This window comes from Pseudomonas cichorii (assembly GCF_015471405.1).
Taxonomy (GTDB): Bacteria; Pseudomonadota; Gammaproteobacteria; order Pseudomonadales; family Pseudomonadaceae; genus Aquipseudomonas; species Aquipseudomonas serbiensis.
The window spans coordinates 296,308-321,116 of record NZ_BLVZ01000001.1 but is presented as its reverse complement, the minus strand read 5'-3'; the positions used below and the strand labels follow the sequence as shown (position 1 = coordinate 321,116).

14 protein-coding genes (1 of these 14 running past the window's edge) are annotated in these 24,809 nt (G+C 59.4%); 3 read left to right on the top strand and 11 right to left on the bottom strand.

The genetic code is table 11. The features are described 5' to 3' along the window. Positions 1-36 precede the first annotated feature (36 nt). The 6 genes from JL015_RS01145 to JL015_RS01120 form a co-directional block, all read right to left on the bottom strand. On the bottom strand, positions 37-4,851 hold the full coding sequence (locus JL015_RS01145; RefSeq protein ID WP_201017077.1) for a non-ribosomal peptide synthetase: 4,815 nt from the start codon (positions 4,849-4,851) through the stop codon (positions 37-39). Positions 4,852-4,917: 66 nt separating this feature from the next. Next, on the bottom strand, positions 4,918-5,871 hold the full coding sequence (locus JL015_RS01140; protein WP_374063357.1) for a TauD/TfdA family dioxygenase: 954 nt from the start codon (positions 5,869-5,871) through the stop codon (positions 4,918-4,920). 156 nt (positions 5,872-6,027) lie between these two features. Beyond that, complete coding sequence (locus JL015_RS01135; RefSeq protein ID WP_236250128.1) at positions 6,028-6,966, bottom strand: ABC transporter substrate-binding protein; 939 nt, start codon at positions 6,964-6,966, stop codon at positions 6,028-6,030. A 27-nt stretch (positions 6,967-6,993) separates the two neighbouring features. Beyond that, on the bottom strand, positions 6,994-8,043 hold the full coding sequence (locus JL015_RS01130) for a FecCD family ABC transporter permease (RefSeq protein ID WP_201017075.1): 1,050 nt from the start codon (positions 8,041-8,043) through the stop codon (positions 6,994-6,996). Then, entirely contained in the window at positions 8,040-9,023 is a 984-nt protein-coding gene (locus JL015_RS01125) for a FecCD family ABC transporter permease (protein ID WP_201017074.1), read from the bottom strand. The genes JL015_RS01130 and JL015_RS01125 overlap by 4 nt, the downstream gene beginning before the upstream one ends. Then, on the bottom strand, positions 9,020-9,823 hold the full coding sequence (locus tag JL015_RS01120) for an ABC transporter ATP-binding protein (protein ID WP_201000585.1): 804 nt from the start codon (positions 9,821-9,823) through the stop codon (positions 9,020-9,022). Before JL015_RS01120 ends, JL015_RS01125 begins: the two co-directional genes overlap by 4 nt. 281 nt (positions 9,824-10,104) lie before the next feature. On the opposite strand from JL015_RS01120, the gene JL015_RS01115 reads away from it, so the two are divergent. Next, complete coding sequence (locus tag JL015_RS01115) at positions 10,105-12,306, top strand: TonB-dependent siderophore receptor (RefSeq protein WP_201017073.1); 2,202 nt, start codon at positions 10,105-10,107, stop codon at positions 12,304-12,306. A 136-nt stretch (positions 12,307-12,442) separates the two neighbouring features. Here the strand turns inward: JL015_RS01115 and JL015_RS01110 are convergent, their stop codons facing one another. Both JL015_RS01110 and JL015_RS01105 read right to left on the bottom strand, forming a co-directional pair. Beyond that, positions 12,443-13,585: an alpha/beta hydrolase gene (locus tag JL015_RS01110; protein ID WP_236250127.1), complete on the bottom strand. Its 1,143-nt coding sequence runs from the start codon at positions 13,583-13,585 to the stop codon at positions 12,443-12,445. A 175-nt stretch (positions 13,586-13,760) separates the two neighbouring features. After that, entirely contained in the window at positions 13,761-14,519 is a 759-nt protein-coding gene (locus tag JL015_RS01105) for an SDR family oxidoreductase (protein WP_201017072.1), read from the bottom strand. Positions 14,520-14,615: 96 nt separating this feature from the next. Between JL015_RS01105 and JL015_RS01100 the strand changes: the two genes are divergently transcribed. Beyond that, a complete protein-coding gene (locus JL015_RS01100) occupies positions 14,616-15,203 on the top strand; it encodes a TetR/AcrR family transcriptional regulator (RefSeq protein WP_201017071.1) in 588 nt (195 codons plus the stop codon). A gap of 476 nt (positions 15,204-15,679) precedes the next feature. Beyond that, positions 15,680-16,348, top strand: a complete 669-nt coding sequence (locus tag JL015_RS01095) for a LuxR C-terminal-related transcriptional regulator (protein WP_201017212.1) — start codon at positions 15,680-15,682, stop codon at positions 16,346-16,348. Between the two features lie 29 nt (positions 16,349-16,377). Here the strand turns inward: JL015_RS01095 and JL015_RS01090 are convergent, their stop codons facing one another. From JL015_RS01090 to JL015_RS01080, 3 genes are all read right to left on the bottom strand, one after another. Next, complete coding sequence (locus tag JL015_RS01090; protein ID WP_201017070.1) at positions 16,378-18,384, bottom strand: MacB family efflux pump subunit; 2,007 nt, start codon at positions 18,382-18,384, stop codon at positions 16,378-16,380. Between the two features lie 2 nt (positions 18,385-18,386). Next, positions 18,387-19,538 carry a macrolide transporter subunit MacA gene (gene macA, locus JL015_RS01085; RefSeq protein WP_201017069.1) on the bottom strand — a complete coding sequence of 384 codons (1,152 nt, stop codon included), beginning with the start codon at positions 19,536-19,538 and terminating at the stop codon, positions 18,387-18,389. Positions 19,539-19,656: 118 nt separating this feature from the next. Continuing rightward, positions 19,657-24,809: the 3' portion of a non-ribosomal peptide synthetase gene (locus tag JL015_RS01080; protein ID WP_201017068.1), read on the bottom strand. It continues 12,586 nt past the right edge of the window; the window shows 5,153 of its 17,739 coding nt (coding positions 12,587-17,739); its start codon lies off the right edge, out of view; it ends in the stop codon at positions 19,657-19,659.

The window sequence follows — 24,809 nt, the reverse complement described above, 5'->3', positions numbered from 1 at the left end:
GGTATCCGAACCTTTAATGTAGGGGACGCAGGGGTGTCACTGCTCAAGCTGTTCGAGCAGGCCCAGGAATTCATCGTCGGACAGGCCTGAGTCAGCGAAGTCCGAAGCCGTGGCGCGGCCAGCCGTTGGAGACAGACAGTGCTCCAGCAAGGCGCCGATCTGCTGCACAAACTGTTGCGCCAATCCATTTACCAGCGCGTGGTCATGCACGTGCGGGGCATAGCGCCATTCGATATGCAGTCGTCCTTCGTTCTCCAGCACCGTTACATCCAGCCAGTGGGTGCGGCGGGTATTGTCCGCACGCATGCCAGGACAGATCGGCCGGGACAGGCGCCAGAGACGCGACGCTCCAAGCCATTGATCGACACGGCCCAGATAGTTGAAGGTCAGCAGCGAGGCCGCTTTCAGCTCATTGGCCGGGTCGAGGCGCAACAGGCCGTAGCCGATGCCTTGCTCGGGGACCCGGCGCAGAGCTTCCTTGGCCGCAATGATCGAGGACTCAAGGTCCCAGGAAGTCTTGACTGCCAGAGGGTAGCGACTGGTGTGCCAGCCCACAGAGCGGGACAAGTCAGGGCCTTGTTCCCAGCCGCTGCGACCATGGCTTTCCAGCTCAAGGGTGACTCGCTCGCGCCCTTGCCATTGGCCGATGACACCGGCCAGTGCCGCCACCAGCAGATCCTGGACCTGAGTGCCGTAGGCTGAGTGGCAATCGCCTTGCAACAATTGCGTCTGCTCAACCGAAAGTTGCGTATCCAGAGTGCGGCTTTCGCCGTATTCATTGGTCTGCTCCAGGGCTACGCCTTCAGCAACCAGTTGCTCATGCCAGTAATCCACCTGAGCCAGTACTTCGGGTTCGCTGCGATGGCGCTGCAAGGCTTCGCTCCACACATGGAAACCCGCCGAGACGGCTGGCAGAGCCAGGTTCGGTTGCAGGTACAGGCTTTCCAGTTCTTCCAGCAGTACTTGCCATGACACCGCATCCACCAGCAGGTGATGGGCCGTACACAACAGCTCCCGGCTGTGGGAGAAATACACCCAGCGGATCAAGGGTGCCTGATCGAGGCTGAAACCCTGCTGCCAGCGTTGCAGCAAGGCCTCGCTCAGAGGCTCCTGCTCCACGTGCAACAGCGCTTCGGCCTGCCTTTCGGAAAAGGCCTGATAACGTTGTTGCCAACCGTTTTCCGAGGCCTCGAAGGTCAGGCGCAGGCTGGCATGGCGTTTGAGCAATGCGCCAACGGCCTGGGTAAAGCGTTCCTGATCCAGTGGCTCGTCCAGTGCCAGCAACAGCGACTGGTTCCAGTAGCCGGGCCGGGTTTGCTGCTGAGCGAAGAACCATTCCTGAATCGGTGTCAAGGCAAAGGCTGTGGTGGGTTCCTGGGCCTTTGGTGTTGCACCTTCGTTTGCCGCGCCAAGGTCAACCACCTGCTCTGCCCAACCGCGCACGGTGGGGAACTCGAAGATTTGCTTGGGCTTGAGTTGCAGGCGTTGCTGCTTGGCCTTGGCGATGATCTGCAAACTCAGAATCGAATCACCACCTGCCGTGAAGAAGTTGTCGTCGGCACTCAGGTCAGGCTTGTCGAGAATCTCACGGGCGATTTCCAGCAGGCGTTTTTCGAGTTTGCTCTGCGGTGTCTGCGCCACTCGCGCCAAGGCCCGCACGCTTTGCTCGGCGAACAATTGCTTGGGCGTCATCAGGATTTGTTGCTGACGCGCCAGAGCAATGATTTGCAGGCCGAGGATGGAGTCACCGCCATGGGCGAAGAAGTTATCGTCCGGCCCGAGTTCGGGCTTGCCAAGCAGTGTCCGCCAGATATCCAGCAAGGTGCTTTCAACGGCATTCAGGGGTTGATTGCCTGTCGGCTCTGCCGAAGACGACTGAACCGGCGCCTGCTCGCTCAGATGTTTCAATGCCTGACGATCGACCTTGCCATTAGCCAGTAAGGCAAAGCGCTCAAGGCAATGCCACTGGGCTGGCTGCATATAGTCCGGCAGTTGCGTTTGCAGAACGCTCTGGATGTCGGCCAGAGCCTGCGGCGGCGCAATCAGGAAGGCCACCAGACGGTTGCCGGTCAACGGCGTCGGGATGTTCAGCACCCGGACATCACTGACCTGCGCCATGGCACGCAATTGGGCCGCGACTTCTGCCGGTTCTACCCTGTAGCCGCGGATCTTGACCTGTTCATCGAGCCGGCCAAGAAATTCCACCTGGCCCTGATGATTGAGTCGTACCCGGTCGCCGGTGCGATAGCCGTACTCACCAAAACGGGCGTGATCCGCATCTGGAGCGCTGAGATAGCCCGGTGCGACTGTTGCGCCCTGAATGTACAGCTCGCCGCTGACGCCAATCGGCAACAATGCGCCATCGGGCGAACGCACGCTGACCTGAACATTGGCCAGTGGTCGCCCTAACGGTGCAGCACCGCTGTCATCGACTTCATGGGTCAGGACGCCGACCGTGGTTTCGCTGGGGCCGTAGTGGTTGACGATGCGCAGATCCGTTTTCAAGGTGCGCAAGCGGCTGACCAGATCATGGCCCAGCGCTTCGCCGCCTGTGACCAGACACTGGCGCGGCAGTAAGCGCTGCGGATCTCTGGCGACCAGCAAGGCGTTGAGATGTGACGGCACGATCTTCAGCAGATCGACGGGCTCACGCTCCAGCACGGCGGCCAGTTCCTCGGCGTCGAAGGCCAGTTCCTCGCCCAGCAGGCGCAGACGGCGGCCACTGAGCAAGGCCCCGAACAAGGCCGTATGCCCAAGGTCGGTCGCGCAACTGGCGAGGCTGGCCAGGCTGGCATCAGCGCTCAGGTTCAGGCGTTCAAGACAACCGGTCACGTAATGAATCAGGTTGCCCTGGCTGACCTTCACCCCTTTTGGCTTGCCACTGGAGCCCGAGGTGTACACCACGTAAGCTGTCAGGTCTGCCGCCAGCGCGGCGCGCAACGGCGAATCACTGAATAGCGGCGCAGAAGGTATTGGCAGCCAGCGCACCTGTTCCGACAACCATTCGGGGCGCGCCCCTTCGCCAACCAGCACCTCAGGCGTGGCATCCAGGCAAATGTCCTGCAAGCGCGACTGCGGCCATTGCGGGTCGAGGGCCAGATAAGTCGCGCAACACTGCCAGGCCGCGAGCATATGCATCACCAGTTCGCGACTGCGCGGCAGGCACAAGGCAATCCGCTTGCCCGCCAGACTCAAACCGTCCTGCAAACGCTCGCCACGGGCGACCACCGCACGGCCGAGTTCGGCATAACCGAGAACGCCCTCTTCATCCTGCAACGCAATCGCTTGAGGTTGCAGGGCGCACTGTTGAGTGAAAGCCTGCCAGGCATTGTCGATGGCCAGCGGCACGTCCTCGCCCTTCAGGAAGGATTGCTGCTGCGCAGCCAGCCAGTCCAGTTCGGCAAAAGGCACTTCGGGTTGTTCGAGCACTGCATGTACCAGGGCCACGAACTGGTCCCGATAACGTTCGATGGTTTGATGGAGGTACAACGCCTTGCTGTAGCGCCACCGGCACAGGAAGCCTTCTTCCTCGTCGATGACCACCATGTTCAGTTCGTGTGCGGCACCGCGCTGTTCCGAGATCAAGCGGTCGACATATTGCTCGAAAGGCGCGATACGCTCCTTGTTGAGGGTGAACATATGCTGGAACAGCGGCGCCCTGCCCATCTGCCTTGGCAAATCGAGCTGTTTGACCAGACGCGAGAACGGATAGTGACGGTGTTGCAGGGCCTGTTTGACGGTGGCGTCCACCTGTTTTGCCCACTCGCCACTGGACAAGTCGCGGCGCAGACGGCAACGGATCGGCAGCGGGTTGACCAGATAGCCCGGCAGATTGAGGTGTTCACGCCGCAAGCGCCAGCCGCTGGGCGTCCCGAGCACGAAGTCGTCCTGCCCCGACAGCACGCCGAGAAACTGCTGGAACAGCGAGAACCAGAGCACATAAGGCGTTACGCCCAGACCACGGGCGACGGCACGGATTCTGGCCGTAGCAGCCGGATCGAAGCGAACAGACAACTCGCCGCCCTTGAATGCCTGATTGCTGCCATACGGAAAGTCAGTCGGCAATTCCAGTGCAGGGGCTTCGGCCAGTTGTGCCTGCCACCATGCCAGTTCAGCAGGTTCGGCCGCTTCGCTGCGAATATGCAGATCACTGCAATAATCGCGATACGCATCGGGATTTACAGGAGGCAGCGTCTGGTCATTGACCAATGCGAACAACTCATTGAGCACAATGTAGAACGTGGCCAGATCCGCAGCGATGTGATGAATCACCAGCAATACGCTGTATTCGGTCTCGCTACCCTGTGAATTGCTCAAAAGAACGACGCGACTGACTTCACCGGCTTCCAGATTGAACGGCGCATCGGCCAGCTCGGTAATACGCTGTTGCAGGGTTTCGGCGTTTGCTGCCTGCAATGCAACACGCTGCAACGGCCGGACCTTCTCGCGATGACTCCATTGCAGCAACTCGCCATTGCGTTCGGCATAAGCCGTACACAGCATCGGGTAGCGCTGCTGCACCTTGGCCCAGGCATCTTGCAGGCGCTGGGGGAAATCCTCGGTAAAGAACTGCGCCTTGAGACGACCGGCATAAGCAATGTTGTAGGCGCAGCTTTCAGGCTCCAGACGCTGGAGAAACCAGAGCGCCTGCTCGTTATCCGTCAATGGTCGGGCATCGAAATAATCGGGGTGCTGTTGCAGCCATTGCAGCACTTCGGGGCCCTGGGCCTGCAACTCGGCTACCAGCTCAGCGTTCAAGTCGCCCTGCGATCCATGGGCAATGGCCAACTGGCCTTCAGCTATAGACAGGCGAATTCCGCGCAGCCAGCAGCGATGCATCAGGCGATCCATTTGATGTCCTTTTTCTACTTGTTCAAAGTAAGCCGCCCATTGCGACGGCTTTCTGAAAGAGAGTGCTCAGCTTGCCGAAGCAGGCTCCGCCATGGCGACCACGACCTTGCGTGCGCCCTGGAATGTCGAGCGGCCGTGGGCCACCAGCATGTTGTCGAGCATCAGCACGTCACCGGCCTGCCAGGGGAAACTCACCTGGCAACGCTGGAGAACAGCGCGCACATGCTCAAGAGCTTCCAGCTCGATAGGTGAACCGTCGCCGTAAAACACGTTACGTGGCACACCCTCTTCGCCAACGATGGAAATCAGCGTTTCGCGTACCGCTGGTGCAAGGTTGGAGATATGAAACAGGTGCGCCTGATTGAACCATACCCATTCACCGGTAACCGGATGCTGGGCAACGGCCTGACAGACCTGGCGAGTGGAAAGCTCGCCATCGTCATTCCATTCGAATTCGATATTGCTGGCCCGGCAGAAGCGCTCGACCTGCTCACGGTCTTCAGTGCTGAAAGCCTGTTGCCAGGGCAGATCCAGACCGTTGCCGTAGTTGCGCACATACATCAGGCGCTTGTCGGCAAAACGCTGGCGGATGACCGGGTCCAGTTGCTGGTAGACCAGACGGCTGTCGGCAATCGGGGTTTCACCACCGACCTGGGCCGCCTGCACGCAATGAAACCAGATCTTCATTGGCCAGTTCAGCGAATAGGACTGTTCATTGTGCAAAGGGATGATCTGGTGAGCCGGGTATTCGGTGGAGGTATAGACCCGGTTGTTGAGCTTGGTACGTGGTGTGGAAGCGTAGTCGTAGGTCAGCAGCTCATGGCCGAAACTACAGGCAAACGCTTCGAAGTCGGCCTCACCCTTGAAGGCAAAACCACGAAACAGAACACCACCGGCACGCGGCAGTTCAGTCTCGACTACCTGCTGAATCTGCTCGCGATGGGCTTGCCAGGTATCACCGGCAGCCGGAGCCTGAAATATGAACGGCAGAGTCTGTTCGCTATCGGGGAAAACCTCCATGGATTGAACTTGCGTACGCGCCAAACCCGTTTCCATTTGAAACCCCTCGCCATTCGGATAAGCGTATTTTTGGAGAGCGCAAATTAATACAAACGAGTAACAACATCAATAGAGAATGATTGTCATTTATGACTTTTGTATCGAAATTGACACATTTCATTGAGCCTGCAGTACGCTCTCCCGCTCACCGATATGCGACATCAGCAGATAGGCAGATCCCAGCAGCCCTTGCATCGTATCGGCATAGCGGCTGCGGTTCAGATACAGGAACTGGCGGTTTTTGACCGCAAACAGATTCTGCCATTGCGGGGACTTGCGGAAGGCGGCTGTGCTGGTCTCCGAATCTAGCAACTCCTCATATGTATCAATAATGAAATCACTGTTGAAGTCGCCAATTCGCTCCAGACTGTAGGGAACGTTCTGCCTTGCCGCGCTGTAAGCCGGCACACGCCCGAGGCCAAAATCGGTGATGACATCATCCATTCCTCCACGGCCGATCAACTGAAAGCCATCGGTGTAGACCTCAAGCGTCGTGACGGTGATTCGCGAAGGGTCCTTGACCCGTTTCTTGAACTCTTTGACGACCCATTGGTACTCGCCCAGCATTTCGGCGTAGCGCTGCTGCTTGCCGACCAGTTCGGCGAGTTCCCTGGCGTAGGTCTTGATATCGCTTTCACGTGCAGGCAACAGCACCACCGGCGCAATCTTGCTGAGCTTTTCCTTGATATCCGCGTGATATGACAATCCGACGATCAGATCGGGCTTCAAGGCGGCAATCGCTTCCAGATCGGGTGCCTGATGCGAGCCGATATATTGAATGCCTGTCACATCGAAGCGTTCCTGGGTGCCGCGAAACAGCACATCGGAAAACAGCTTTTTACGGCCTGTGGAGCCGCAGGGTTTGACGCCCAGTTCCAGCAATTGCGTGGTCAGGCTGAAGTCATGCAGCGACACGATGCAATGCGGTGCCACAGGCACTTCGACCCGCCCAAAGCTATTCTCGAACACCTTGGTTTCAGCGGCGCCGGCCTCTACAGCCAGCAATGCCAGAGGCACACACAACATGCCCACCACACCTCGGAAAAATCCTTTCACCCGCGCTTACCCCCAGAGTATTTGTTTTTAGCGATTGCGCTGACGCGCCAATAACACAATCAGATAAGGCGCACCGATGATTGCGACCACCAGCCCTGCCGGCAACTGCAAGGGCGGGAAAACGCCCCTTCCCAGCGTGTCGCCGGCCAGCACCAGCAACGCGCCGAACAGCGCCGACAAAGGCATCAATGCCCCATGGCGATCACCTGCCAGTTGCCGCGCCAGATGCGGAGCCACCAGACCGACAAACGTCATGGTGCCGACATTCGCCACTGCCGCCGCCGTCAGCATGACGCTGCACAGTAGCAAGGCAATCATGACGCCCGTGACATTCAAGCCTCTGCTGAGCGCAACCTTTTCGCCCAGTTGCAGCAGGTTCAACTGCCGATGGCAGAACAACAACGGCACACCCGCCAGCAATAACCAGAGCCCAAGGCTGTTGACCTGCGCCCAACCGGCCCGATGCAGACTGCCGCCCAGCCACATCAGGGCCGACTCCACCTGATCGATATTGCCGTAAGTGATCAGCAGATCGGCGACGGCACTGAGCATGGCAGTAAGCCCCACGCCGACCAGAATCAGACGCAACGGCGAGATGCCCTGGCGCCAGGACAGCAGCGCAACAAAGAACGCCACGGCCAGACCGCCTGCCAGTGCTGCCAATGGATACAGCTCCAGCGGCAGAAGCCCGGGCCAGAGCACAATGATCAGCAGCATGGTGACGCTGGCACCCGACTCCACACCCACCAGACCGGGTGCCGCCAGCGGGTTGCGGGTCAGCGATTGCATCAACAGACCGGCCAGTGACATGGCCGCACCGGCCAGGATCGCCAGTACCACACGGGGCAATCGCAGCTCCCAGAGCAGATTGCGTACTGTCGGGCTGGCCTCCTCGGGTGCCAGCAATGCTTGCCAGGCCTGGGCGACACTCAGGGAAAAACTGCCCACGGTCAGTGCGTACAGCGCCAGCCCAATGACGGCACATGTCAGCACCAGCACAGAAATCAGGTCGATGGGCCGGGCAATCCAGGGCAGCAACGGCAAGGTTCTGGGCAGGGTCAGTACGGCGCGCCTCATTTGACCTTCCTCAACACCAGGATGACAAAAACGGGGCCGCCGATCAGCGCGGTCACGATGCCGGTATTGAGCTCGAACGGGCTGACCACGGTGCGAGCTGCGATGTCCGCCAGAATCAGCAGCAGCGCACCAAGCAAAGGCGCTGCCAGTAGCAGCCGACGATAGTCATCGCCAAACAGCAGGCGTGCCGCATGCGGCACTACCAACCCGACAAACCCGATAGGCCCTGCCAGCGCCACGGCACACCCGGACAACAAGACCACCGAGGCCAGCCCGAACACGCGCATCTTCAATAGATTGACGCCCATGCCCGCAGCAGCCTGCGGCCCCAGGCGATGAGCATTCAAGGCTCTCACGTTGATCAGGCACAGGAACATGCCCAGCAAGACATAGGGCCAGACCCAGGCCTGCATCGTGCCGCCAGTCACGCCGATGGAACCGGTAAGCCAGCGGCGCAGACTGTCGAGGCCCTGCTGATCGAGCAGCAACAGAATTGAAGTGACTGCACTGAACAGCGCCGCAATCATGGCCCCCGACAGCGTCAGTCGAATCGGGTTATGGCCCCTGCCCGCCAATAGCAGAACGCCGATGGCAGCCGTCAGCGCACCGGCAAAGGCAAATAACGGGATCATCGACAAATCGTTGCCCGGCATCACCAGCAGCCCGAACACCACGAACAGCGCAGCACCGCTATTGATACCGAGAATCCCGGGGTCGGCCAACGGGTTATCGCCGACCGCCTGCATGATGGTGCCGGCAAGCCCAAGACTGGCGCCCACCAACAGCGCGACCAGCAAACGCGGCAGACGGCTGCCACGAATGACGCTGTGGTCCGGGTTGCCCGGCGCATAGGCAACCAGTGCCTGCCAGGTCTCGTGCCAGGGAATGCTTTTTGCGCCGACCGCCAGATGAAGCAGCGCTGCAAGGGCAATTGCCATCAACAAACCCAGCCAGACAGGCAATCGCAAGCCGTGACTCACATCGCCTCCCGCACAGTCAGCGGCTTGCTTCGACTCGATTGCGGAACGCACAACAGGTCACCGGAATAAGGGTCGGTGATGATATGTGCATCCAGATCGAAGACCGCCTTGAGGTTTTCCCGGGTGAACACCTCGGCAGGCGCGCCCTGGGCCAGCAAGTGACCTTCACGCATCATCACCAGATGATCGGCGTAACGCGCAGCCTGGTTCAGGTCATGCAGCACGGCCACGATGGTCTTACCTTGCTCGCGAAGGTCCACCAGCAGCTCAAGCAGCGTGATCTGGTGCGCGATATCGAGGAAGGTGGTCGGCTCGTCCAGCAGAATCACCGGAGTGTCCTGGGCCAGGGTCATGGCAATCCAGCAACGCTGCAACTGTCCGCCCGACAGGGTTGCCAGCGAGCGATCAAGCAAAGGCTTGATACCAGTCAGTTCAATGGCGCGGTCAATGGCCTGCTGATCCTGCTCGGACCATTGGCGCCACCAGCTCTGCCAGGGGAAACGGCCTTGCATGACCAGCTCACGCACACTCATGCCCGCGGGTGATGTTGCACGCTGGGGCAGCAATGCCATCTGTTGTGCCAGCGCCCGACGTGAGTACTGGCGCAGCGGTTTGCCGGACACCTGAACCTCGCCAGCGCTCGGGCGCAGCATATGCGCCAGTACATTGAGCAAGGTGGTCTTGCCACATCCATTGGCACCGATCAGCGCCGTGAAACGGCCTTCGGGGATGTCCAGGCTGACGCCGTTGAGAATCTGCTGCTCACCATAGCTCAACCGCACTCCGGTGGCTTTCAGCATGGCCTTCCCTCCACTCGGGAGAGGGCTAATCGAATCACTCATCGAGCAATGCCCTGCATCGTTTTTTTGTCCCGTCAGGCTATGAGGGGCATAAGTGGGCCACATAATGTATCGAAAATGAAATAAATCTGTGTCTTTGTAACAATCTTAATGCAAAACCTTATCATTTACAGATAAAGTACGGCCAGTTGACACCAGCCCGGTTGAGCGCCTGACAACACAGGATCCAGGGCATATATAGCTATTCCACAAGCCACACTGCAAATCCAAGGACTCTCTCGATGCTCGAAAGAAAAACAACAGCTAGCACCGAAAAACATTACACACGACGCCCTCCTGTGTTTCACCTGACTACCCTGGCATTGGCTTTGAGCAGCGTCATCTCGGCGCAGGCAATCGCGGCGGATGAAACCTCCGACAGCAACGCAGTTCAGCTCACCAATATCAATATCAACGCCGACACCCAGGAGAACCCGACGGCTCCGCTGGCCGGCAAGGTTGCCCTGCGCAATACCAGCGCCACCAAGACCAATGCGGCTATTACCGAAACACCGCAGTCGTTGTCCGTGGTGACTGCCGATGAAATCCGCGACCGCAAATCCGACACCCTGGCCGATGTGCTGAGCTATACGCCGGGGTTCACCAGCCAGCCATCGAGCTTCAACCGCACGTCCGACCGCTTCCGTATTCGCGGTTTCGACGTAGAGTCTGCTACTGGCGGTTCGCTGCGTGACGGCATGCGCCTGCAGAACAACTCCTACGACGGCGTCCAGGAACCCTACGGCCTTGAGCGTGTGGAAGTGATCCGTGGCGCGGCCTCGGTCCTGTACGGCCAGTTGTCACCAGGCGGATTCGTCAACGGTGTCAGCAAGCGCCCGACCGATACCCCGCTTCATGAGTTGGGCCTGCAATACGGCAACAATGATCGCAAGCAACTGACAGCCGACTTCAGCGGCCCGCTTGGCGACAGCGATACCCTCAGCTATCGCCTGACCCTGTTGCAACGCGACAGTGGCACTCAGCAGGACCATATCAATGACGACAAGCTCTACATTGCTCCGGCCCTGACCTGGCGTCCCAATGAAGACACGTCGCTGACCTTGCTGGCTTTCCACCAGAAAAGCGACACGCGCTTCTCCGCGCCACTGCCTTACCAGCTCGTCAAAGGCCTCGGCAACGGCCCCTTTACCATTGGCCGTCACGACTTCATCGGCGAGCCCGGCTACGACGACATGAATGGCGAAATGTCCGCCATCGGTTATGAGTTCGAGCATAACTTCAACGACAACATCCGCATCAGCAACAAGCTGCGTTATTACGAAGCGGAGATGAAGTGGAACTACTTGCTGATCCAAACTGGTTTAGCAGCTATCAATGCCTCAGCTAATACGGGCTTGCTGCGCCGCCAGTCCAGCGACCGTCACGAGCGCTCCAGAGCCCTGACCAGCGATACCAACGTCGAAGCACGTTGGAACATCGGCGGTGTGGAAAACACCTTCCTGATCGGTGCCGATACCTACGACGCGTCGTATGACTCGCATAACTTCCGCACCAACTCACCCTCCTTGAACCTCGCCACCTACAACTATGGGCAGCCAGTGGTGGTAACCAGAACCCCTGACCGTGGCTCACAGATCGATACCCTGCAGACCGGAGTCTATCTGCAGGATCAGATCAAGTTCGACGATCACTGGCTGCTGCTGCTTGGCGGTCGCCACGACTGGGCCAACCAGGACCAGAAAGCTTTTGTAAACGGCCAGAAACGACACCAGTCAGACGAATCCACCACCTGGCGCGCCGGTCTGGTGTACCAGGCGGATAACGGCCTGGCTCCATACATCAGCTACAGCGAATCGTTCTTCCCGGTATCGGTGGCGGATGCGCCTACCCAGAGCTTCGCACCGACCGAAGGCAAGCAGTATGAAATGGGTATTCGCTACCAGCCTCCTGGCAGCAATATCCTGTTGAGTGCCGCTGTTTATGAGCTGACTCAGAAAAACGTTCTGAGGCCTGACCTTGCCGGGAATTTCTCACAAGTGGGCGAACAGCGCTCCCGTGGATTTGAACTTGAAGCCAAGGCCGATGTGACACCGCAAGTCAGCGTCATTGCCACCTATGCCTACACTGATGCGCGCATTACCGAAAGTGCGACCCAAGCCGAAGTGGGCCAGCGCAGCGAAGATACGCCGTACCACCAGGCTGCATTGTGGACCGACTATAACTTCGCCCTGCTCGGCCTGCCGCAATTGAGGATTGGTGGCGGTGCCCGCTACAAGGGCACAACCCAGGCCTCGGGTATCGAATCGCAGATGCCGGCTTACTTCCTGTTCGACGCCATGGCCAGCTACCAGATCGACAAGAACTGGGACGTTTCCCTCAGTGCAAACAACGTGACCAATAAAAAGTACACCTACTGCGAGTTTGCGATTTGCCGCTACGGCGATGAGCGCGAACTGGTGACTTCCGTCAATTTCAGGTGGTAAAAAACCCATAAATCACTTTGTGGGAGGCAGCTTGCTGGCGACTTCAGCGTACAGACGCAGAATATCTGCCGGTTTCAGGCCTTTTCGCCAGCAAGCTGCCTCCTACGAATTGTATGCACCTTAACCCGGCAAGCTCCTACCCCTTCGGCTTCGCGGCCTCCAGCACACCTCGGATAACCTGCGATTGCCACGCAAAGTACGGGTTGTAAGTCAGCCGTGCATGCACCTTGCCCGGCTCACGATAGCCCCACTCGGAATACCACACCTCCTCTCCTGCCTCACAGCGCGCAACATCCCTGGTATTCAGGCTGTTCCAGCAGAAACGCAGTTTTCCTGATCGGCCGTAAAGCGCGTTTTGCGGCGAGAACAGGATGCCCATGTGTGAAAACTGGCTGATACGTTCATCTACAAGTCGGTCCGTGCGGGTCAGGATGCGTGATGAGTCCGGTGCGCCTGCCTTTTCCTGGCCATACCAGATCAACCGGCTGGCAGGGTTTGTAAAGCGGCTACTGAACAGTTCTCGAACATACTGCACATCGACTACCGAATCCTTTTCAGTCAGGACAATCGCAACAGGCCGGTCGAAGTTTTCATGCTCTATAAGGCTGCGAACCGCCACGCTGCTGCGGTAGAACTGAGCGAAGCCGTTGGTGGGCACGTTGTAATAGCGTACCGGTGATTGCTGCGGGCGCGTCTCGTCAGGCGCGACGAGCCAGGTTCTGACATGGGCCAGCCATGGCGTCACCCAATCGAAGGTGGCACTGGAGCGGATAGCCGGTGAGAACAGCACCAGACCACTGATGCCGGGATCCTTCATGGCATAGGCGAGTGCCAGATTGGCGCCGGTCGAGAACCCTCCCAGGTAGACTTCCGGGAACTCCTGTCGCAGCAATGCGACCTGTTCCTGCACCAGTTGCTGCCATTCTTCCAGATGAATATCGATCAGGTCTTCAGGCCGGGTGCCATGCCCGGGCAGCAACGCAACCCGCACGACATATCCCTGATCGGCGAAATCCTGGGCAACATCCACGAATGACCAGGGTGAATCACCCAATCCGTGCAGCAGAAGCAACGCCTTGCCGGACGGAGTAGCTGGGCGAATCTCGAAAGGCGCGTTCCATACCAGTTCATTGTCACGGCTTTCGGTCTGGAAGAGACGCCGCTCGCTAATCTCCTGCCGGGTGTCTTGCAGATACGCCTGAAAACTCGCGTGGTGCGTCATGGCCGTTTCAGCCTCTGGCTGACGGGTGCATCCTGTAGCCAGAGCCAGAAACGCCATGCTTGCCACGATCCTGACCATGATTGACTGCCGCACCACTGCCCTACCCCCGATCCGTACTGAAAACATCAACGATCATTCCTTCGCATCACTTCTCAACTGATCGATAGACTCGACAGTCAGCCCTCCTCACAAGCGAGGGCTGCCATCGCACCCTTCCATTCAATCGGGTAGTTTATTCTGCCGGTGATTTGATATGGGAGAGCATTTTCAGCACGTCATCGAAAGAGCCGTTCGCTTCGGCAAGGCGCAGAGGCATGGCGCGCTCGACAATGATTTCCGGGGGAGTCGGGGTTCTGCCAAGCAAATCGAATGCCTCGTTCAGGAACTCATCCAGCGGCATGGCGCGCTCATCGTTTTCCTGCCCAAGCAATGTGGTCCGTACACCTGGCGGTGCCAGCTCGAGTACTTCGACTGCCGTATCTGCCAGTTGCACCCGCAGACTTTGGGTGAATGAGTGAATGGCAGCTTTTGTCGCACTATAAGTAGGTGTTGCAGGCAGTGGTACAAACGCCAGGGCTGAACTGACATTAACGATAGTCGCCTCAGGTCGCTGGGTCAGTTGCGCAAGCAGTGCGTACACCATCCTGATGGTGCCCAGCAAATTGGTGACGACAATATTTTCAGCGATGCTCAGGTCTTGCGGGTTGGTAATGTCTTCCCAGTACATGACCCCTGCGTTGTTGATAAGAACGTTAAGATCAGGATGGCTGGTCGCCAGAGCTTCGGCTGCGCTTAAAATGGAGTCCGGGTCGGTAACATCCAGCACAATGGCCTCGATCCCCGGGTTTTGCAGTACGACCTCGTCCAGCAACTCCTTGCGCCGCCCGGCAATGATCACTTTGTTACCTGCATTGTGAAGCCCGAGAGCCAGGCCAAGGCCTATGCCAGAGGTACCGCCCGTGATCAGAATCGTGTTACCCGTACTATTCATAGTAAGCTCCAGAGTCATTACGCAATCGGACAATTGTCCGCTTAATGCAAGCTACCGGACAGTTGTCCGCTTTGCAACAACATGAAGGATTAATCAGTGGCCCCTGAAGCCGAACTGCCCAAGCGTGCCGACGCGAAGCAAAACCGAGAACGCATACTGAAGATTGCCGTTGTAGAGCTGACGCTCTCCCCAACTGTTCCGCTTACCGCCATCGCTAAAAAGGCCGGAGTTGGGCAAGCCACTTTTTATCGCCACTTTCCCACCAGAGAAGACCTGGTATTTGAGGTGTATCAGCACGAAATGCAGCAAGTAGCTTCTCTGGCTGAGCAGCTACTTGCCGAAAAACCTCCGGCACAGGCTCTCAGAGAGTGGATGGATTGCCTGGCCGAATATGCGATGACCAAGGCCGGGCTGGCGACAGCATTGCAGCAAGCCTCCGCAGCTTTGGCATGTCAGGGAAAATCGGGGTATGCCACGGTAGAAGCCGCAGCGGACCTGCTGCTGCGCGCCAATACAGAGGCCGGTACGATCCGGGCAGGCGTGACTACCGATGACTTCTTTTTAGCAATCGCCGGCATATGGCAAATCGATTCCCGTGGCGAATGGCGTGTACGCTTGGCAAGATTGATGGACCTGGTGATGGATGGCCTTCGTGCCGGACGCGCAAACGAGCAGGACATCTGAGGCATAAAGGTCCTGCCGAGGACATGGCTTGCCCTGTCCTGAATCCTTTTCATGGGCGCCATAGGCATTGGCCAGATCCCCGCCATCTGACCAGGGAATCGCTGTAAATCTGAAGCTGGTCACCCAATTGGCAATCGGCGCCCAACCCTTTGTGCGCCGCTTTTTATCCGGCCTGCATATCCTCACGTATACCCTGCAAAAGTCGAGAATATGTAACAGGATGCGTACAAAATCGAACCTAAAGCCTGCTCGTAAAAATCTCTATACGCTCTTAGATATATCCTTTAAGGCATTGATTTAAAAAGAATAGAGTTCATCGATTTAAGCCATTTCATTACATCTGGTGTAACAGAAAAAAATGACATGGCACTACCTGAAAATGTATATACAGGCAATCGCGCATGTACATATTCGTGACCAAGGTCTCTTTATTGGCGTCGAAAACGGGTCCCTGCTACATCATCATGGATGACAAAATGCCCCATACACTATTTCCGAAAATTGGCAGAGTCATGGCCTGCATTGGCACGCGCAACTTCTCAAGCGCGTTCCATGAACTGATCAATACCCAGCTCACCGTCGATGCCGTGCACCTCCACGCGCTGCCACAACCTTGGCAATCCCAGCCTTCTCCAACCCGGGCCGTTTTTAACGACACGGTAGCCGCACCGCGAAACCTCGCACTTTTCACCGATTCGGTTCACCTGTACCCAACGCAGGAGTCGGATGGCTACTGCTGCAGAATCACCGTCTTTCGCGCGCCTCCCTCTCCTTGCTTCTCTGCTGCCGAGCGCCGTCGACTGAAGGACATTTCGCCATTTCTGTTCTCGATTCTGGACAAGCATGTGGATGCCTTGCAGACCGCTATCTCCAGGGCAGAATCGAACAAGACTGAAAGCCTCGAAGACCGTTTCCACGAACGCCTGCGCGAAACCGGCCTGAAGCTTTCCGAGCGTGAAACACAGGTCTGTCTTGGACTGCTGGCCGGGCATACCGCTCTGGAGCAGGCCGAGCGTTTGACGCTCAAGGTCAATACCGTGGGCAGCTATCAGCGCCGCGCCGCTGTCAAGCTGGGGATCAGCGGACGCAATTCCCTGATGCGCTGGATGTATGCGTCATCCGAGGGCGTTTCCATTGCCAACTGAGGCACTGGAAACACCCCGGGGCGCGGGTATCAATCCCGCGCCAACGCCTCGATAGGATCAAGCCTTGCCGCATTGCGTGCCGGTACAAAGCCGAACAGCACGCCAATCAGTGTCGAACAGGCAAAGGCGGTGACGATCGAGGCCGGTGAGAACACCATTTCCCATTGTTTGACGAACAGCGTGAACAGGTAGCCGATCCCGTACGACAACGCGATACCGATTACCCCGCCAATCAGACAAACCATCACAGCCTCCACCAGAAACTGCTGGCGGATATCCGACTGGCGAGCGCCGACGGCCATGCGGATACCGATCTCACGAGTCCGCTCGGTCACCGACACCAGCATGATGTTCATCACCCCGATACCACCGACCACCAGGGAAATCACCGCAATCAGCGACAGCAGCAAGGTCAGCGAGCGGCTGGTCTTCTGAACCGTCTGCATGACGCTGTCCAGGTTGTTGGTGAAGAAGTCCTTGGTGCCGTGACGCTGTAGCATCAGGGCCTTGATCTCTTCTTCCACCTGCTTGCTCGGCATGCCGTCCTTGACCCGCACGCTGATGCTGTCCAGATGGCGCTGGCCCAGCACACGACCGGCTGCCGTCTCGTAAGGCATCCAGATATTGAGGGTATTGCCGGCGATGAACAGGTTCTTGTGGTCGCTGGTCACGCCAATCACTGTGCACGGCAGATTGCCGATCAGGATCACCTTCCCCAACGGATTCACACCCGGCCCGAACAGCCGCTGCGCGGTGTTGTGATCGAGCACCACCACCTGGGCCTGACGCCGTGCATCCTGTTCGTTGAAGGTGATGCCTGCCGCCAACTGGATATTGCGTACCTGGAAGTACCGGTTGCTGACGCCGTTGAGCTGGGCATCGACGTCAATGTTGCGATAGCGCACCAGCATGCTGCGACCGACCACCGGCGTAGCGCTGTCGATGTAATACATCCGGTTGAGCGCCGCGACGTCGGACGGCAACAGGGTTTCGATGGACTTGGCCCGGCTGTCACCGAAGTTGCTGCCGGCATAGATATCGATGGTGTTGCTGCCGATGGCCTGGATGTCCTTGAGCACGTAGCGCTTGGCCCCTTCGCCAATGGCCGAGATGGACACGACCGAAGTGATGCCGATGATGATCCCGAGCATGGTCAGCAAGGTACGCATGCGGTGCGAGATCAGAGCGATCCAGGCCATGTTGAAGGCTTCGCGAAACAGACCGAGGCTGACACCCAGGCGCCGGGGCGCGGCACCGTGCTGCAATTGCGGCTCGGGTTCAGGCGCCGCCTGTGCTTTCTGCGCCGTGCGCTGGTCGCTGATGATCTCGCCGTCACTGACTTCGATGATCCGCTCGGCATTGGCCGCGACCTTGGGGTCGTGGGTGACCAGAATCACCGTATGGCCCAGGGCATGCAACTCCAGAAGGATGTTCATCACCTCCTTGCCACTGGCAGTATCCAGAGCACCGGTCGGTTCGTCGGCCAGAATCACCTGGCCACCGTTCATCAGTGCCCGGGCAATACTCACCCGCTGCTGTTGACCACCGGACATCTGGCTCGGCCTGTGCGACAGGTGCCCGCCGAGCCCAAGGCGCGTCAGCAACTCTTCGGCGCGCTGGTGCCGTTGAATCTGGGATTTACCGGCATACACAGCCGGAATCTCGACGTTGCGCACGGCATCCAGGTGCGGCAGCAAGTGATAACGCTGGAAAATGAAGCCGAAATGGTCACGGCGCAGCGCGGCCAGTTCTTCGTCGTCGAGGTCACAGGTTTCCTGACCGTTGACCTTGTAGCTGCCGCCACTGGCATGGTCCAGACAACCGAGGATATTCATCAGGGTTGACTTGCCCGAACCCGATGCACCGATGATCGCCACCAGTTCGCCAGCGTGAATCGCCAGGTCGATGTGCTTGAGCGCCAGAAACTCGCGGTCTCCGGCCATGAAACTGCGGCTCACACCTTGCAGGTGCAGGATCGGGCTGCCCGTATCGATCGTCGTCTCGTGAAGAGCTGCAACCTCTACCTTCTGGTTCATGCTCAAGACCCCGCCACGGTCGCTGACGGATCGGCGATGACAACCTGATCACCTTCGGCGAGCCCGTTCTTGATCTCCACCTGAACGTTATTGTTGATCCCGGTCTGAACCTTGCGCTCCTGGGCGAAGCCGCTCTTGTCCAGAACGCGCACGGTGTAGGCACCCTCGGCATCACGATTGCCCAGCGCGGCCACCGGCATGCTCAGGGCATTCTTGGCGGTGTCGAGGACGATACGCACCTGGGCGGTCATGGAGATGCGCAGGCGATGATCGAGGTTCGGCACTTCAAACAGCGCGTTATAGAACACCGCAGAGTTCTGCTTGGATGACGAACCACTGCCTTCGGTTTCCAGGTAGTCCTGCGGCGCAGGCTCGGTGCCGCGCAGCGTGGCGTAGTAGCGTTTCTCTTCACCCAGAATCGTGAAGTAGACCTCCTGACCCGTGCTGATATGAATCACGTCAGCCTCGGACACCTGGGCCTTGATGGTCATGGTGTCAAGGTCCGCCAGCTTGAGCAGTACCGGCGCAAGTTGCTGGGCGATAACGGTCTGGCCTTCCTGGGTCACGATACCTACCACGTCGCCATCAATCGGCGCGACGATGCGGGTATAGCCCAGATTGACCTTGGCCGTGTCGATCTGCACCTGGGCGCTTTTGATCTGTGCATCCAGCGCACTGACGTTGGCCTGCTGAACTTCATAGTCGGACTCGGCATTCTCGAAGTCCTGACGGGAAATAGACTGATCGGTCTGTAATTCCTTGTAGCGATCATAAAGGCGCTTGGCCTGTTTCATCTGAGCCCTTGCCGAGAGCCGGTCGGCCTGTAGCTTTTCCTCGTCCACTTCGGCCTGACGCAAGGTGTTGCGCAGTACCAACGGGTCGATTTCAGCCAGCCACTGGCCCTTCTTGACCTTATCGCCCAGCTTGACCTTGAGCGACTTCAACTGCCCCGAAACCTGAGCACCAACGTCCACCTGCTTGATGCCCTCCAGCACACCTGTGGCCAGCACGGCGTTTTCGATGTCGCTTCGCTCGACCCTGGCGGTGATATAGGTCGGCGGCTTGGCCGGGGCTTCAATTGCATACAACACGGCACCCAAGACCAATACCAGGGCAGTACCCAATCCAACCTTACGCAATTTCGACTTGTTCATAGATGCCCACTGATACTTGAAGATCGCGCCCACCAAACGGGGCGGTAACTGACTTTTCGGTGTTCTGTGCAGCGCAGCTTCCCGCGCTCATCGGCGGGAAGCTCCTTTCTTCATGGCCTCATGACAGCGTTTCCTCGACTCCGACTGTCAGCCTGTCGTACCACCAGGCCGCAAGGCTGTAGACGTCTGGGGCCTTGAGGATGCTGAAGTGGTTACCCGGCCCGTCCCATATCGCCAGTTGTGGCAACAGATGCTGCCAGCCGACCGCCATGGCGGCCTGTTCGACCAGGTTGGCTTCGGCGTCCAGGCGCGTGTCCGTCACCCGCACCAGACTGGCCGGGCCGGTGTAGCCCTGGCCTGGTCGGTACACGGTGCGCAAGGCACTGGAGAAGGTGCGGAAGATCCCGTGCAGCGCCTGCGGTGCCAGACGTGGCGGCAGCAGACCGACACGGACCATGGCTTCCTGCAACAGGCGCAACTGGGTGGCGTCATCACCATCGGTGAAGCTTTGCAGGTCCAGATCAAGACGCTTGCCACTGGAAATCTGCAGCGCCTCGATCAGTTCCTTCAACGCCGCCGTGGTGGTGTAAGGCTTGCTGAGCACGCCTTCACCGCCAGGCGCTTCGCTGTCGATCAGCGTCAGGGAAGCCACTTCGCGGCCGCGCTCCTGAAGCTTTATCGCCATGGCATGAGCCGCCCAGCCGCCAAAGGAATGGCCGACCAGATGCAACGGCCCCTGAGGATAGAAGTCCTCGATCTCCTGCATGTAACGCTCTGCCGCCGCCTCGACCCGGCTATGGGGAACGCTGCGTCCGTCCAGCCCTCGCGGTTGCAGGCCATAGATCGGCCAGTCCGGGCCAAACGCCTCGACCAGGCCGATAAAGCTGGTGACGCTGTCACCGGCGCCCGGCACACAGAACAGCGGAGCCTTGCCACTTTTGCCGCTCTGGATGGCCAGCAAAGCCTGATAGGCAGGCGCTGCCGGAGCCTTGGCCGGTTCCGCCGCCAGCACCTGAGCGATAGCCTGACCGAGCACCTGCACATGAGGTGCCTGCATCATGCTCTGGTGATCACCCGGCACGTCGATGCTGTGCAGCTGCTCCGGTTGCAAGGCTTCGGCCCAACCCAGGGTCGCACTGGTTCCGGCCGGCGCCATCGAACGCTCCTCGGCACGGAACTGGTGTACCGGCAGGCTGATGGGCTCCAGACGGTAATGGGCCAGGGCGTGACCATGGGCCACTTCCCGCTCAAGGAAGTGCTGCAGTTGCTGATCGCTGGCCTGGGCCAGTTCCGGATGCAGCAGGTGCTCTTCGCGGCACAGCAACAGCAGGTCCTCGAAGCCCGGCATGGCCGGCTGCTCCAGAATCGAAGCCAGACGCGCCAGTGGTGCAACACCCGCTTCGCCCTGAGCCTTCCAGTGCGCGGTGCAGTGAGACAGCAGTTGCCGCTCCAGCAGGTTTGGCCCTTGCCAGCGCGCCTTGCCCTGATCGGTCAGACGCGGCACGTAAGTGTCGATCAGGCCCAGGAAGTCGACCTTCTCGTCCATGCCCAGCAGTTGCGTGGCAACTTCATAGGCGAGCACCCCGCCGAACGACCAGCCAGCCAGACGGTACGGGCCATGGGGCTGCACTTCGCGAATCAGATCGACCAGACGTGCCGCCAGGCATTCCATGGTACGCAGCTGTGGTTGCCCCAGGCCGATGCCCGGTAATCCGTAGATCGGGAAGTCGCCTTCCAGATGACGGCCCAGCACCGGGAAGTAGGCATCCAGGCCGGTGAAGTCATGGACCAGGAACAGCGGCGGCTGTTTGCCGTCCGCACGCACGGTAATAACCTCTTCAGCTTCTGTCGGCCCGGCTGGACGCTGGTCAAGCAGACCGGCCAGCGCAGTGATACTGGAATGCTGGAACAGCTCGGCCAGAGTCAGCGGCACACCGGACTTCTGGATCAGGCTGACCAGACGGATCGCCGACAGGGAATGACCGCCCAGCTCGAAGAAGCTGTCGTGTCGCCCTACTCGCTCGACTTCCAGCACTTCGGCCCACAGCTCGGCCAGACGCTCTTCCAGCGGCGTGGCAGGTGCCTGATAAGTGGCAGTCGCCATGGCATCCAGGCTCGGTACCGGCAGCGCACGGCGATCAACCTTGCCGTTCTGGGTCAGTGGCAGTGCATCGAGGCCGACATAAGCGGCTGGCACCATGTATTCCGGCAAGCGGCCCAACAGATGGGTGCGCAGGGTGCTGCCGTCGAGTTCAGGGTCCAGACGGGTGAAGTACGCCACCAGACGCAACGCACCCTGTTCCAGACGCTGGGTGGTGACCACGACTTCGCCGATGCCTGGGCACAGAGCCAGTTGCTGCTCGATCTCGCCCAGTTCGATACGCACACCACGGATCTTCACCTGATCGTCGTTACGGCCCAGGTATTCCAGGGTTCCGTCGACCAGCCAGCGCACCAGGTCGCCAGTGCGGTACATACGTGCGCCCGGCTGCCCGGTGAACGGATCGTCGAGGAAACGCTCGGCCGTCAGGTCCGGACGGTTCAGGTAGCCACGGGCAACACCGGCACCGCCGATGTACAACTCGCCCGGCACACCCAGCGGCACAGGCTGCTGACGTTCGTTCAGGACATAGAGACGGGCATTGGTCACCGGCTTGCCGATATGCAGCACGCCGCCCACTTCCATGGTGCCGGAACTGGCCACGACCGTGGCTTCGGTCGGACCGTAGTTGTTGACCACGGCAAAGCCCGGATCGCGGTTGAAGTTACGCAGACGGTCGCCACCGATCAGCAAGGTGCGCAGGGTCGGATGACGAAGCTCGCGGCTGAAAGCGTACTCGGCCACCGGAGTCGGCAGGAAGGACACTTGCAGCGGCTGAGCCAGCCACCAGTCAAGCAGCGTATCGAGCTGTTCGTTTTCCACCTCGGCCGGCGGAATGTGCAGCACGGCACCGGCGCACAGGGCTGGCCAGATTTCCCAGGCCGTGGCGTCGAAGCCAAAGCCGGCCACGCTGGCGGTGTGACTGCCAGCTTGCAGGTCGAAGGCCTGGCAATGCCAGTCCACCAGATTGTTCAGGGTGTGGTGTTCGACCATCACGCCCTTTGGCAGGCCGGTAGAGCCCGAGGTGTAGATCACATAGGCCAGATTGCCCGAGGTCAACTCCGCAACCACTGGGTTTTCCGGGTTGGCCGCCCAGTCCGGGCGATCCAGAGCGATCACCGGCACAGGCAGTTCCGGCAGACGCGCCAACAGATCGAGCTGGGTCAGCACCACCACCGGCTCGCTGTTTTCCAGCAGATAGCTGATGCGGTCGTCCGGATGCCCCGGATCTACCGGCACATAACCTGCGCCAGCCTTGAGCACAGCCAGCAAACCGACCAGCGTTTCCAGGCCGCGACGGGCAACCACCGCCACCCGATCATCCGCACGCACGCCTTGGCCGATCAAATGATGAGCCAACGCATTGGCACGGCGATTCAACTCGCTGTAGCTCAAGTGATGGCCACCCACTTGCGCAGCAACGGCGTCGGGTTGCAGGACAGCCTGCTGCTCGATGCGCTGATGAACTGTCAGTGCGGTTTCATGCTCGGCCAGGTGGTCGTTGAAGCCTTCCAGCAATTCGACACGCTCGGCAACCGGCAGGATGCCCAACGCCTCGACCGGCGTCTGCGGCGCCTGCTCCAGAGCGACCATCAAACCTTCCACGGCGTTGATCAGGTACGCGCAGATACGGCGTGCATCGATCCCCGCCGAAGTCAGCGCGCTCAGCTCGAAGTTTTCGCCAAGATCGTCGACGCTCAGGGTCAACGGATAGTTGCTGCGCTCATCGGCCTGCAACAACTCGATGCCCTGCCAGGCGGTGCTGGCTGCTTCATCGGCGGCTTGCGGTGCTGCGCTGTGACGATAATTGAACAGCGCGCTGAACAACGGCGCACCCGCTGGCAAGGCGCTGCAACGCTGGGCCAGTGCCAGTGGTGCATGCTCGTGGGCAAACAGCCCGGTCAGACGGCGATGGGTCTGCAGAACCACGTCGCGCACGGGCTGATTGCCCAGGTCGATACGCAGCGGCAAGGTGTTGATGAACACACCCAGGGTACGCTCAACCCCTTCGCCGCCCTGCAAACGCCCAAGCAGAACGGTGCCGAACACCACCTTGTCACGGCCAGACAAGTGCCCCAGCACCTGAGCCCAGGCCAGGTGCATCAGGCTTGCGGCGCTGACACCCAACTGACGGGACTGATCGCGGACCCGACGGGACAATGCAGCATCCAGACGCTGACGGGCTTCGCTTGGCACATCCGCGCCCGGCAAAGTTGCCTGACCATACGGCAAGGTCGGTTCGTCGAGGTCACCCAGTTGCTCGCGGAAGAAGGCTTCATGAGCCTCATCACCCGGCCCCAGCAGAGCCTGGGCGATGTAGTTGCGATACGGCACAGGCTCAGGCAGTTGCGCCTCAAGACCGAGCAGCACGGCTTGCAACTCGTGACTCAACAGCTCCAGCGCCATGTGGTCCATGATCAGGTGATGGAACAGCAGCACGGCGACGATGCGCTGGTTGTCCGGGTCATCGGCATGCACCAGACGCAACAGCGGTGCCGCGTCCAGATTCAGCGGCTCGGCGTCGCTCAAGGCGGCCAGCGGCACTTCGACCACCGGCAGTTCGGCATTGCGCCAGACCACCTGAACCGGCGTTTCCAGACCTTCCCAGCACAGCGAGGTGCGAAGCACATCGTTACGGGCAATGACACGCTGCAAGGCCGAGCAGAAAGCGTCCAGACGTTCGCGATTGGCAAAGGCAAAGCGTGCCTGCAAGCGGTAAGGATCGTCCTCAACCGAAGTCAGGTAATGGTAGAAAATACCGGCCTGCAACGGCCCCAGCGGGTAAATGTCCTGCACGTTCGCAGCACCGCCAGGAATGCTGGCGACAATTCGGTCGATGGCTGGCTGATCCAGGGTTACCAGCGGCAGCAAATCCGGCGTGATGCGTGAGCAATCCGCCGTGATCAGGTTGGCCGGCACTTGCACACCATGGCTGCTGCCGATGCCGCTGGCCAGGGCGGCCAGAGTCGGCTGGGCAAACAACACGCGGATATCGGCTTCCAGACCGAGGCGACGAATGCGCGCCACCAGCGTAACCGCCAGCAACGAATGCCCGCCCAGTTCAAAGAAGTTGTCGTGACGCCCTACCCGGTCAACCTGCAGCAACTCGCTCCAGATTTCGGCCAGATCGGTTTCCAGCTGACCTTGCGGCGCCTCGTAATCACGCCCCG